Source organism: Micromonospora sp. WMMD964, assembly GCF_029581455.1.
In the GTDB taxonomy this organism is placed as follows: domain Bacteria; phylum Actinomycetota; class Actinomycetes; order Mycobacteriales; family Micromonosporaceae; genus Micromonospora.
In genome coordinates, this window is sequence record NZ_CP120860.1 from 5,313,131 (window position 1) to 5,324,647 (window position 11,517).

Sequence of the window (11,517 nt, forward strand, 5' to 3'; positions counted from 1 at the left end):
ATCTGAAGGCATGACGACATCGACTCCGATCGTCGGCCGGGCCGGACACGGCCTGACGTACGCAGTGCTCGGCTGGGCCGTGGCATACGGGGGCGTGCGTCTGACGTGGACGGTGGGCGAGGCACCGGACGCCGGGCGGTTCGGGTCGGACCTGCTCGGCTTCACCGGCTGGCGGTCGGTGGCGTTGTGCGTGGCAGCGGGTGTGGTGGCGGTCGCTCTGGACCGACAGCGCACCTGGCGGCCGGTGCTCGCGGGGGTCGCCTGGACGACCGCCGCGGCACTGGTCGCCGCAGCCGCGATCCTGCTACCCGAGGTGGTGGGTCTCCTGCTGCTCGCGGTCGGCCCGCACGTCGACCCGGTCGGGTTCGCCAGCCGGCTCGGCTGTGTCACCGGGGCGGTCCTGCTCGCGCTGGCCACCGCCCGCTACCAGCGGCGCACCCGAGGCGACTGCCCGGCGTGCTGCCGCACGACCCGCCCCGGACCGCGACGCAGGACCCCCGCGCGGTGGGCACGCTGGGCCGCCTACGCCGCGGTGGTCGGCCTCGTCGCCCGCTTCGCCGCCCAGGCCGTCGTGGGATTCGACGGCCTCACCGAGGACGCCTCGGTGATCGGCCTGGAGGTCGGCCTGGTGCTGGCCGGTGCGCTCCTACCGCTGGCGCTGGTGCACAGGTGGGGCGAGGTCTGGCCGGGCTGGGTGCCGCTGCTCGCCGGTCATCGGATTCCTCGCCTGCTGTTGCTGGTGCCCGGCTTCGGCCTCGGGACGGGCATCGTGGCCTACTTCGGCATGGGGCTGGCGCAGGTGGCGACGGGATCGGACAGCGAGTTCTCCGACGCGTTCCTCTGGGCGGCGATGTCGGCGTACTGCGTCATCGGGCTCGGCCTGGTCACCGCATCCAGCGACTATCACCTGCGCACCCGCCGCGCGTGCGGGACCTGCGGCCGGTAACCGGTCCCCGACGAGGTGCCCGCCGACCCGATGGTCGGCGGGCACCGTCCGCACGGAGCAGACCCTAGCGTTGGCAGCGCCAGACCAACGGGCGGTACGCCTTCTTCTCGTAGACGGCACCGACCACCGTCATCGCGTCGTCGCTGATCCCGTTCGCCGAGTAGGTGCCCGCCTCGTCCGCCCGGACCTCCGGCCGACCCGGCAACCGGCGGGACGTGCCGTCCGGGGCGACGAGCAGCGGCGCGCCGTCGTCCGCCAGCACCTCGCCGGTGCCGGAGACCCCACGGATCCCCGGGAACGGCAACAGGCTCACCGCACCGGTGGTGAGATCCCACCGCACCGGGAGCATCCGCACCGCATCGTCCTGCCGCTCACCGGGAACCATGCCGACCGCCCACCCGCCACGCGCCGCCTCCACCGAGGCGCGCGGGAAACCGTCGGGCACCGCCAACGCGACAGCGGTGCCCCCCGGTGTCCAGCGGTACGGCAGATCGCCGATCGCGCCGACCACCGAACCGTCCTCGGTGACCGCGGTCGCCGCGGACCCCGGCCGCCCGACCAGCCGGTAGTCCTGCGGCCGGTCCGCCGACCACAGCACCGCCTGATGTGACTCGCGCGCCCCACGGGCGGTGCCCACGATGTCACCCCGGCCGTTCACCGCCTGCACGAGAACCGCGTGGTACCCCGGCGGAGTGGTCAGGAACCGCAGCTTTCCGGCCCGGTAGACCCAGCCGACGCCGTTGCCGCCGGTGCCGACCACGTCGCCCCGGGCGTTGACCGCCGCCGCGTGCCGCGCCCCGGGAGGCAGGACCGTCGCCTCGCCGTCGGCCCAGAGCACGACCCTGCCGTCCTCCGCACCGGTGCCGATGTCACCGACGATGTACCGCCCGGTGGGGTCCACCCCGTTCGCCACCGCGATCGGACCACCGATCGGCTGCGGCAACCACGAAGCCGCACAGGTGACCGGCGAGGCCCCGGCGGCGGTCGACGTGACGGCGGTCGGCGCCGCCACCACGGACGGCGGGTGCGGGGCCGGCGGTCGCACGGCACCGCCGAGCCCGACGGCACCCACGACGCCGAGCCCGGCCAGCGCCGTCACCGCGGCCACCCCGGCGGTACGACGGCGTCGACGGCGGCGCCTGCCGTCGCTGATCGCGCGTGCCACGTCGACCCGTGGCTCGGGAACCGACGCCGACTGCAGCAGCGCGGCGATCCGCTGCTCGTCCACGGTCATCTCGTACTCCTCCCGGACATCTCGGGGACGTCGAGCACCTGACGGACCGCCGCCAGCGCCCGAGCCGTCTGCGCCTTCACGTTGCCTTCGGAACAGCCCATGGCCGCCGCCGTGTCGGCCAGCGACAGGTCGCACAGGAACCGCAGGACCAGTACGGTGCGCTGGCCGCGGGGAAGGTGGGCGAGCGCGGTGACTACGCTGTCCCGCTCGGCCACCTCGTCGTGCGGTGCGACAGGCGTACGCGGCGCCTCCGGCACCGACCCGAACAGTCGTACCTTCGCCCAGCTCAACCGCTTCTCGTCGACGAGTTTGTGGACCAGCATCCGGTGCACGTACGCGTCGACGTTGTCCACCCGGCTGACCCGACGCCAGTTCACGTACAACGCCGTTATCGTCTGCTGCACCACGTCGTCGGCCAGATGAGCGTCGCCGCACATCAGGAACGCGGTGCGATGCAGACTCGGCAGTCGCGCGGAGACGTACTCCACGAACTCACCCTCGGCATCCGCCATCGAGGCTCCCTCCTCCGCACCCTCAACGGGTCGCGACGACCGCCAGGTTGCGTCGCGCCGGAGAAGAATGTGCCGGCGAGCGACAACGTACGGCCCCTGCCGCACCGGAGACCGGCGGCAGGGGCCGTACGTCGAGATCGTCGGTGTCAGGCCCCGACGCCCCGGACCGCCTCGATGATGGACTCGGCGACCTCGCCGGGCTGGGACATCGTCATCGCGTGGGAGGCGCCGGCCACCTCGCGGGTGCCCCGGGCGCCGGCGCGTTCGGCCATGAAGCGGTGCGCGGCGACGGGGATGTTGCGGTCCGCGTCGCCGAAGACGAACCAGCTGGGCAACGACTTCCACGGCGGCTCGGACGTCGAGAGTGCCCCACCGAGTGCCTCTTCGGTGATCGGCCGCTGGGTCCGGGCCATCAACGCCGCGGTGTCCTCGGAGACGTCCGCGACGAACTGTCGGCGGAAGGAGTCCTGCGCGATCGCCACCTCGTTCCCACCGGTCGCCACCGGGTAGGAGACCAGGGTGTCGGCGAGCGTGCTGCCGGGGAACTTGGCGGACAGCGTCATCGCCGACTCACCCGTGTCGGCGGCGAACGCGTTGACGTAGACCAGCCCACGCACCATCGGCTCGCCCGCTGCGGCCTCGGTGATGACCATGCCGCCGTACGAGTGGCCGACGAGTAGGATCGGTCCGCCGATGCCCCGCATCACGTCACGCACGTACGCGGCGTCTCCGGCGACACTGCGGAGCGGGTTGGCGGCGGCGACCACTGAGTAACCAGCACCGAGCCGCTCGATCACACCGTTCCAGCTCGCCGATTCGGCGAACGCGCCGTGAACGAGGACAACGGTGATGTTCTGATCTGACACGGCCATCGGCTCCTTCGACGTGAGGGGTGTGCACCCCCGTACGGACTGGGTGGGCGCGGCTGATTACCCACCGTGCGCCCCGGAAACGTCGAGGGCGGGCGGCCCTGTTTCTTCACCCCGATGTCACCGACCGATCCCGTCGGCGACGTGTCGCTGTTCGCCCGCACGGGTTGGCTCCGAGTCGTCGCACTTGTCCTGACCAGGAGCTGATCACGTGCCTTCCTCTCGTCGCACCTTCCTCGCCGGTGGCGCCGCCGCCGGTGTGGGCCTCGCCGTCGCCGGCGGCCTGCCGTCGCTGGCGCAGGCCAGTCCGGGCCGCCCGCACCCGCCGGTCACGTCCGGCCACGTGCCGTTCCCGCCGCTGGTGGACGACCCGAAGGGCGTCCTCGCCCTGCCTGAGGGCTTCAGCTACAAGGTGGTCACCCGGACCGGCGTCACCCGGCTGGACCGTGGCCAGGGCATGACCCCGGCCGACCACGACGGCATGGCCGTCTACGACGCCGGTCACGGCCGTTACACCCTGATCCAGAACCACGAGATCGACCCGGGCGCCGAGTTCGGCGTGCCGCACGTCAAGGGGACGGTGTACGACCCGGGCGCCGTCGACGCCGGCGGTTGCACCGTGATCAAGACCGACCGGGCGGGCCGGAACCTGGGTGAGTTCGTCGCCCTCTCCGGCACCATCGCCAACTGCGCCGGCGGACCGACCCCCTGGGGGACCTGGCTGACCTGCGAGGAGACCGAGGACCGCGCCGGCGACCAGTGGGAAGAGGACGGCCGGACCGGCACCTATCAGAAGGACCACGGATACGTCTTCGAGGTCTGGGCCGACGGCAGCGCGGACCCGCGGCCGATCAAGTGCCTGGGCCGCTACTCCCACGAGGCCCTCGCGATCGACAAGGACCGCACCCACATCTACCTGTCCGAGGACGCCGACGGGCCCAACGGACTCTTCTACCGCTGGTCGGCGCCGCGCGGCGTCAAGGTCGGCCCCGGGGTGCTGACCCGCCTCGCGCCGAACGCCGGCGTCCTCGCCGCCATGCAGATCATCATGGACGACGGTTCGGTGCTGCCGGACGTCGCCTACCTGACCTCCGCCCAGCTGGGCCGCCCCTTCCCCGTCCGGTGGATCGAGGTGCCGGACCGCGACGCGCGGCACACGTCCGTGCGCGAGCAGTTCGCCGACGGCCAGGTCACCCGCGGGCGCAAGTTCGAGGGCGTGTGGAGCACCGACGAGGGTGTGTACGTCGTCAACTCGTACGCCTGGGAGGAGGGTGACCTGCCGTCCGACGCCGCGCCGCACGACGGCATGGTGTGGTTCTACAACTTCAAGGACCAGACCATCCAGCTGGTGACGTACTTCCCGCACCAGACCTCCTCCGAGGAGGGGACGCCGGTCAAGTACACCGACATCACCTTCGACGGCCCGGACAACGTGACGGTCACCCCGTGGGGGAGCCTGGTGCTCGCCGAGGACGGCAAGGGCGCCTCCCACGTGCTCAGCACCATCCCGGGCGGCCCGACGTACGCGATCGCCCGCAACATGCTGAACGACTCGGAGTTCTGCGGGCCGACCTTCAGCGCCGACGGCAAGGTGCTCTTCGTCAACATGCAGGACCCGGGCCTCACCCTGGCCATCACCGGCCCGTGGGAGAAGTACCTGGGCTGACCGGATCGGGCGGTGGGGTCGGGCGGATCGCCCGGTCCTACCGCCCGCCGGGCTCGTCCTCCGTACGCATTCCGTGCAGGTCGTAACTGAACTCGCCGGCTTCCAGCCGGGCCCGCAATCCGACCTCCCTGGCCGTCCGGCTCCTCGTCGCGGCGACCACGGCGTCCGCGCTCGTCCGCCGCACCACCACGGCCCCGTCGGCGTCGAGCACCACGATGTCCCCCGGCTCGACCGTCGCACCGCCCACCGACACCGGCACGTCGAGCGAGCCCCGCTCGCGTTTGGTGGCTCCGCGCACCCGACACCAGCGGGCCCAGACCGGCAGGCCGAGTGCCCGGAGTTCGTCCACGTCCCGTACCGCCGCGTCGACCAGCACACCGGCCGCGCCGGCGACCTTGGCCTGCGTGGCCAGCAGCTCACCGATCAGCGCGACGGGAGCCGGCTCGGGCATGGTGAGCACCAGCACCTCCCCCGGACGCACGAGCGTCATGGCCTCGTGCACGGCCCGGTTGTCACCCTGGCCACACACGACGGTCCGGGCGGCGCCGGCGACCCGGGAACCCGGCACCACCCGCACGAGGTCCACGTCGATCAGGCCACGTCGACCGGCGGCCTCGTAGACCGTGGCCACCCCGGCAGCGGACAGTGCCTCGATCACCGTGGGGTCGACGTCGGCCGCGTCACGGGCGGAGTTCACAGCGCCACCACGACGTTCGGGATCAACCGTTGGAACGCCTCCGCCTGCCGGATGGCGGCATCACCGGTGACCCGGCGGGCGTGGTTGCCCCGATGGTCGGCGCGCTGGGTGTAGTACTCGCGCAGGTAGCCCTGAGCCGCCATCGCGGCCATCGCCTCCCGCTTGGCCGGCATCACCTCGGTGATGTCGACGAAGACGGTGGGGACGAACCCGCAGAGTTCCGGCTGGTGGGGTTCGAAGGCCAGGAACTCCGAGGGCGGGGCGGTCCGGAAGCCGCTGGACACTCCGGCACCGGCGGTGAGCTGCCGGGCGGTCGCCACCGCGGCGTGCGCCGTCGGGTGGTCCGGGTTGAACGGGTCGCGCTCGGGGTGGGTGAGCACCACGTGTGGGGCGTACTCGCGCATCAGCGTCGCCAGCCGGTCGATGTCCTCGTCGCGGATCCGGAGCGGGTAGTCGCCCAGGTCGAACGCGTCGAACCGGGCGCCGACCGCGGCGGCGGCTCGTTCCGCCTCGGCGTGCCGCAGTCGTTTGACGTTCTCCACCGTCTGCTGCGGGTCCTTCCACAGCTCACCGGATTCGCCTCGTTCACCGTAGGAGAGCGCCAACACGAGGGCCTCACCGCCGGCCCGCGTGTGCGTCGCGATGGCTCCGGCGGCCCGCCAGACGAAGTCCGCGGAGTGGGCGCCCACCACCAGCATCCGCCGCCCGCTCATGCCGGCGTCACCAGCCGGCGCGAGTTGACCACCGCCATGACGTGGACCTCCTCTTCGGTGAAGCCGGCGTCGAACAGGCGGTCGGCGAAGAGCGCCAGACCGTCCTCCACCGGCGGGTTGAACGGTTGCCCCAGATCGCTGGAGAGGACGGAGTGCGCCACGCCGACCGACCGGATGGTGGCGAACAGGTCCGCCCAGTCGACCTTGCCCGAGTGCGGGGTCGTGAAGCAGCGCTCCAGGAGGGCGCCCGCCTCGGCCAGCTCGCGCTGCCGTTCGGGCGTCAGCCGCTGCGAGGTGAACTCGGGGTGGGTGACCACGATCCGGCGTACCCCCTCCTCCCCTGCGGCCCGGACCACGGCCGCGATCTCGGCGCCGCTGAGGTGGCCGGTGGCGAGCGTGATGTCGTGCCGGGCGATCACCCGCAGCACCTGGCGTACGCGGTCGAGGACCCGGCCCTCGGCGTCGACGACCTCGACCGGGTCCGGCACGATGCCCTGGCTGTGCAGGTCGGCTTGGAAGGCTCCCCACATCGCCGGTGTGGCACCCGGCAGATCGGTGGCGGTGCTGCGCCGCTGGTTTCCGGAGTCCACCGTCGGCATCCAGACGATCCGCGCACCCTGGCGCGCGGCGACCTCGACCGCGACCGGGTTCATCCCGCCCATCGCGCCGTTGAGGGTGACGGCGCCGAGGACGTCGACGCCGGGCACCACCTTACGAACCACCGCGGCCCGCTCGGCCGTCGCCACGTAGTGGGACTTGAGGACGAAGCCGGCCAGCCCGACCTCGGCGCAGCGGTGTGCCAGGTCGACGTCGTCGATGCGCCGGGCCATCACGTCGGGGGCCACGTGCACGTGCGTGTCGTAGGCGCCGCGGACCACGGCGCGCGCACGGGCGGAGGGAACCGGGTGGTCAGGCATCGCGCTCCTCGATGAGCCCTGAGACCGAGGTCGTGCGGGCGCACTCGGCCGAGCGCGCGGCGGTCACGGGCCGGGAGCCGCCGCGGGTAAGCATATCGGCGATCATCCTCGTCCCGCGGACCCCGCGCAGATTGCATCCACTATGGACGAACGCGTGAATTCGTTGTGTGGCAACGCCGCCGACGGATCGGGACTGACGGACACCGCCCGCCTGATCTAAAATCGTCCATCGATGCCGATCCCGCGTCGGCGGGCCGATCCACGGTTGGGCCGACCGTCGCGCGCCCGAAAGCTGGAGGCACCCCATGGGTAAGCGCTTCAACACGCTCGTGGCGGCCTGGCTGACCGTGGCGCTCGCCGCCGGTGGCTGCGGCGGCACCGATGACGGCGGCGGCGACCCGCCCGACGGCGGCACCGACAAGGTCTCCTACATCACCGCGTTCGGGGCGGTGGGCCGGGACGCCTTCGCCTGGGTCGCCAAGGAGAAGGGCTACTTCGCGGAGGTCGGCATCGAGGTCGACATCAAGGAGGGCGCCGGCAACCAGCAGAACCTGACGGCGCTCAAGTCGGGTCAGGTCCAGTTCGGGGCCCTCGACCTGACCGGTGCCGTCATCCAGGCGGGCAAGGGCGAGTTCACCGACTGGCGGGCTGTCGCCGCCGTGCACCAGCAGACGTTGATCTCGGTGATGACCACCGAGGACACCGACATCACCACCCCGAAGGACCTCCGGGGCAAGACGATGGCGACCGGCACCGGCTCCGTGACGGAGTTGCTCTTCCCGGCGTACGCGCGGCTGGCCGGGCTCGACCCGTCGACGGTGAAGATCGAGGGCGTGCAGCCCACCGCCCTCAACGGGCTCATGGCGAGCCGTCGGGTCGACGCACTGGGCACGTTCCTGCTCAGCCGCGGCGCTCTGCAGACGGCCGCCCGCAAGGACGTCGTGGTCCTGCCCTACAGCGACTACCTGCCGGACCTGTTCGGCAACGCGATCATCACCACTCCGTCGTTGATCAAGGACGACCCCGACCTCGTGCAGCGGTTCACCAAGGCCGCGCTCAAGGGCTTGACGTACAGCATCGAGCACCCGGACGAGGCGGCGACGATCCTCAACAAGGCGAAGCCCACCTACACGGTGGCGGCGGGCAAGGGCGAGATCGAGGCGATGACCCCGCACGTCCGTCCCACCGACGGAGCCCCGATCGGGTTCCTGGACGAGGCGCGGGTGGCCCAGACCATCGCCGTCCTCGAACGCGCCGACCTGATCCCGCCGGGCCTGACGCCGTCGGCCGTCATGGACCCGACCTTCGTCAAGAAGTCGTGACCGGCGACTCCCGGGCACGAGGACGCTGGCAGACCCTCGGGCTGCCCGCCCTGGGCGCGGTGCTCGCGACCGGGCTCTGGTGGCTGTCCACCTGGGCCTTCGACATCGAACCGTTCTTCCTGCCGGCACCACCCGACGTCGTCGACGCGTTCCTGCGACTGCCCGGTCACCTCGCCCAGCAGACCTGGATCACCTTCCTGGAGACGATCATCGGGTTCGGGATCGCCGCGGCGGGCGGGCTCCTGCTCGCCGTCCTGCTCGCCGCGTCGCGGACCGTCGAACGGATGGTCCTCCCGATGATCGCCGGCATCAACGCGGTGCCGAAGGTGGCACTCGCGCCGCTGCTCCTGGTCTGGATCGGCTTCGGCTACGAGGCCAAGATCGTGATGGTGGTGCTGCTCTGCTTCTTTCCGATCCTGATCTCGACCATGGCCGGCCTGACCTCGACACCGAACGACCTCGCTGAGCTGGCCCGCTCCCTGTCCGCCTCGTGGTGGCAGACCTTCCTCAAGGTCCGACTCCCGTGGGCCCTGCCGCAGATCTTCGTCGGCCTGAAGGTGGCGACCTCACTGGCCATCATCGGCGCGATCATCGGCGAAGTGATCAACCCACAGGCCGGGCTGGGCGCGGTGATCGCCAGCTCCGGTCAGTCCGCCGACACCCCGCTCGCGTTCGCGGCGCTGATCCTGCTCGCCCTCATGGGCGCGCTGCTCTTCTACCTGATGGCCGGGCTCGAACGACTCCTCGTGCCGTGGGCGCGAGCGATCTCCTCCTGAGTCGGAGATCGCTCGCGGCCGCCGAGCCCTCCCCGCGCACTCGCGCCGGTGCGCCACCCTCCTCCCCGCGACCCGAGCCGGGCCGCGTCGTGGTCAGTGCGAGTGCCGGGGCACGTCGCTGCCGCTGCCGCCGACCAGGAAGTCCAGATCCGCGCCCTGGTCGGCCTGCAGGACGTGCTCGCTGTACAGGCGCACCCATCCCCGGTCGGCGACCGGCGGTGGTGGTTGCCAGGCGGCGCGGCGCTGGGCGATCTCCGCGTCGTCGACGAGCAGGTCCAGGGACCGCGTCGCCACGTCGACGCGGACCAGGTCGCCGGTGCGCACCAACGCGAGCGGGCCGCCCACCGACGCCTCCGGGGCCACGTGCAGGATGCAGGTGCCGTACCCGGTGCCGCTCATCCGGGCGTCGGAGATCCGCACCATGTCGGTGATGCCGTCGGCGAGCAGCCGTCGTGGCATGGGGACGTTGCCCACCTCCGGGAACCCGGGATAGCCACGTGGCCCGGCGTTGCGCACCACGATCACCGTGTCCGGGGTCACGTCGAGGTCCGGGTCGTCGGCCGCGACGACGTACTCCTCGATCCGGTCGAAGACGAGCGCCGGCCCGGTGTGCGTGAGCAGGTGGGCGGAGGCCGCGGAGACCTTCAGCACCGCCCCGGACGGCGCGAGTGACCCGCGCAGCACCACGGTGCCCGAGCCGGCGGGCTGGAACGGCTCCGCCATGGTGGCGATGACGTCCCGGTTCCAGCACTGCACGCCCTCGACGTTGTCGGCCACGCTCTTCCCGCTGACGGTCACGTGGTCCATGTGCAGCAGCGGGGCGATCTCCGCCATCACCGCCGGGACGCCGCCCGCGTAGGCGAAGTCCTCCATGAGGTACGCCCCGGAGGGCATGAGGTTGACCAGCATGGGCACGTCGGCGGTGAGGGCGTCGAAGTCCTCCAGAGACAGCGGGACACCGAGGCGTCCGGCCACCGCGAGCAGGTGGACGACGGCGTTCGTCGAACCGCCGATCGCGGCGTTGACGCGCACCGCGTTCTCGAACGCCTCCCTGGTGAGCACCGTCGACAACCGTTGGTCCTGCTCGACCATGGCGACGATCCGGCGTCCGGCGGCGTGGGCGAGCGCGTACCGCCGGGAGTCGACAGCCGGCACGGCGGCGGCCCCCGGGAGCTGCACGCCCAACGCCTCGGTCACACAGGCCATCGTGGAGGCGGTCCCCATGGTCATGCAGTGCCCCCGACTGCGGGACATGCCGACCTCCGCCTCCGCGCAGTCGGCCGCGCTCATCCGGCCCGCCCGCATCTCCTCGGTGAAGCGCCAGACGACGGTGCCCGACCCGATGTCCTGACCTCGGAACTTGCCGTTGAGCATCGGGCCACCGGTCAGCATCAAAGTAGGCAGGTCGACGCTCGCCGCTCCCATCAGCAGGCCGGGAGTGGTCTTGTCGCAGCCGGAGAGCAGGACGACCGCGTCGAGCGGGTTGGCCCGGACCGACTCCTCCAGCTCCATCGCCAACAGGTTGCGGTAGAGCATGGTGGTGGGCCGCATCAGGGGTTCACCCAGGCTCATCGCCGGAAACTCCAGAGGCAGGCCGCCGCTCTCCCACACGCCCCGCTTCACCGACTCGGCCAGGTCCCGCAGGTGGGCGTTGCAGGGGGTCAGCTCCGACCAGGTGGTGGCGATGCCGATCACCGGGCGACCGTCGAAGACGTCGTCCGCGAACCCCTGGTTGCGCATCCAGGACCGATGGATGAACCCGTTGCGGCCCTCCGCACCGAACCACTGCGCGCTGCGCAGCGGTCGATTCGTCGTCGACATCAGCACACTCCTCTGTCATCAGTGCGCGCCGCGGGGGTTCGCGG

The 11,517-nt window shown here is 71.8% G+C and carries 11 protein-coding genes; 4 read left to right on the plus strand and 7 right to left on the minus strand.

The window, feature by feature from the left end; all coding sequences use genetic code 11:
- Positions 1-10 precede the first annotated feature (10 nt).
- A complete protein-coding gene (locus O7616_RS24280; protein ID WP_282304111.1) occupies positions 11-946 on the plus strand; it encodes a hypothetical protein in 936 nt (311 codons plus the stop codon).
- A 64-nt stretch (positions 947-1,010) separates the two neighbouring features.
- On the opposite strand, the gene O7616_RS24285 is transcribed toward O7616_RS24280, so the two are convergent.
- The 3 genes from O7616_RS24285 to O7616_RS24295 form a co-directional block, all read right to left on the minus strand.
- Positions 1,011-2,180, minus strand: a complete 1,170-nt coding sequence (locus O7616_RS24285) for a hypothetical protein (RefSeq protein WP_282304114.1) — start codon at positions 2,178-2,180, stop codon at positions 1,011-1,013.
- Entirely contained in the window at positions 2,177-2,692 is a 516-nt protein-coding gene (locus tag O7616_RS24290) for a SigE family RNA polymerase sigma factor (RefSeq protein WP_282304115.1), read from the minus strand. The genes O7616_RS24285 and O7616_RS24290 overlap by 4 nt, the downstream gene beginning before the upstream one ends.
- A 146-nt stretch (positions 2,693-2,838) precedes the next feature.
- Positions 2,839-3,558, minus strand: a complete 720-nt coding sequence (locus O7616_RS24295; protein ID WP_282304116.1) for an alpha/beta hydrolase — start codon at positions 3,556-3,558, stop codon at positions 2,839-2,841.
- Positions 3,559-3,772: 214 nt separating this feature from the next.
- Here O7616_RS24295 and O7616_RS24300 point away from each other — a divergent pair, with 214 nt between their 5' ends.
- Positions 3,773-5,227: an alkaline phosphatase PhoX gene (locus tag O7616_RS24300; RefSeq protein ID WP_282304117.1), complete on the plus strand. Its 1,455-nt coding sequence runs from the start codon at positions 3,773-3,775 to the stop codon at positions 5,225-5,227.
- A gap of 37 nt (positions 5,228-5,264) precedes the next feature.
- Here the strand turns inward: O7616_RS24300 and O7616_RS24305 are convergent, their stop codons facing one another.
- Genes O7616_RS24305 through O7616_RS24315 form a run of 3 tightly spaced genes read right to left on the minus strand, consistent with a single transcriptional unit; the run spans position 5,265 to position 7,554 of the window.
- A complete protein-coding gene (locus O7616_RS24305; RefSeq protein ID WP_282304118.1) occupies positions 5,265-5,924 on the minus strand; it encodes a 4-carboxy-4-hydroxy-2-oxoadipate aldolase/oxaloacetate decarboxylase in 660 nt (219 codons plus the stop codon).
- On the minus strand, positions 5,921-6,637 hold the full coding sequence (locus tag O7616_RS24310; protein ID WP_282304119.1) for a PIG-L deacetylase family protein: 717 nt from the start codon (positions 6,635-6,637) through the stop codon (positions 5,921-5,923). Before O7616_RS24310 ends, O7616_RS24305 begins: the two co-directional genes overlap by 4 nt.
- Positions 6,634-7,554, minus strand: a complete 921-nt coding sequence (locus O7616_RS24315; protein ID WP_282304120.1) for a DUF6282 family protein — start codon at positions 7,552-7,554, stop codon at positions 6,634-6,636. The genes O7616_RS24310 and O7616_RS24315 overlap by 4 nt, the downstream gene beginning before the upstream one ends.
- Before the next feature lie 305 nt (positions 7,555-7,859).
- Here O7616_RS24315 and O7616_RS24320 point away from each other — a divergent pair, with 305 nt between their 5' ends.
- Together O7616_RS24320 and O7616_RS24325 are read left to right on the plus strand one after the other, a co-directional pair.
- Positions 7,860-8,876 (plus strand): ABC transporter substrate-binding protein, encoded by a 1,017-nt coding sequence (locus O7616_RS24320; RefSeq protein ID WP_282304121.1) that lies wholly within the window; start codon positions 7,860-7,862, stop codon positions 8,874-8,876.
- The gene (locus O7616_RS24325; protein WP_282304122.1) at positions 8,873-9,652 is read left to right on the plus strand and encodes an ABC transporter permease; all 780 of its coding nucleotides are present in this window, start codon (positions 8,873-8,875) and stop codon (positions 9,650-9,652) included. The genes O7616_RS24320 and O7616_RS24325 overlap by 4 nt, the downstream gene beginning before the upstream one ends.
- Positions 9,653-9,745: 93 nt before the next feature.
- Here O7616_RS24325 and O7616_RS24330 read toward each other — a convergent pair whose 3' ends face one another.
- Positions 9,746-11,473 carry an IlvD/Edd family dehydratase gene (locus O7616_RS24330; RefSeq protein WP_282304123.1) on the minus strand — a complete coding sequence of 576 codons (1,728 nt, stop codon included), beginning with the start codon at positions 11,471-11,473 and terminating at the stop codon, positions 9,746-9,748.
- Positions 11,474-11,517: the final 44 nt, after the last annotated feature.

What these genes read in the sequence shown, in the direction of transcription:
- O7616_RS24280 (WP_282304111.1), top strand. Translation starts at nt 11, where the DNA reads ATGACGACATCGACTCCGATCGTCGGCCGGGCCGGACACGGCCTGACG.
- O7616_RS24285 (WP_282304114.1), bottom strand. Translation starts at nt 2,180, where the DNA reads ATGACCGTGGACGAGCAGCGGATCGCCGCGCTGCTGCAGTCGGCGTCG.
- O7616_RS24290 (WP_282304115.1), bottom strand. Translation starts at nt 2,692, where the DNA reads ATGGCGGATGCCGAGGGTGAGTTCGTGGAGTACGTCTCCGCGCGACTG.
- O7616_RS24310 (WP_282304119.1), bottom strand. Translation starts at nt 6,637, where the DNA reads ATGAGCGGGCGGCGGATGCTGGTGGTGGGCGCCCACTCCGCGGACTTC.
- O7616_RS24315 (WP_282304120.1), bottom strand. Translation starts at nt 7,554, where the DNA reads ATGCCTGACCACCCGGTTCCCTCCGCCCGTGCGCGCGCCGTGGTCCGC.
- O7616_RS24320 (WP_282304121.1), top strand. Translation starts at nt 7,860, where the DNA reads ATGGGTAAGCGCTTCAACACGCTCGTGGCGGCCTGGCTGACCGTGGCG.
- O7616_RS24330 (WP_282304123.1), bottom strand. Translation starts at nt 11,473, where the DNA reads ATGTCGACGACGAATCGACCGCTGCGCAGCGCGCAGTGGTTCGGTGCG.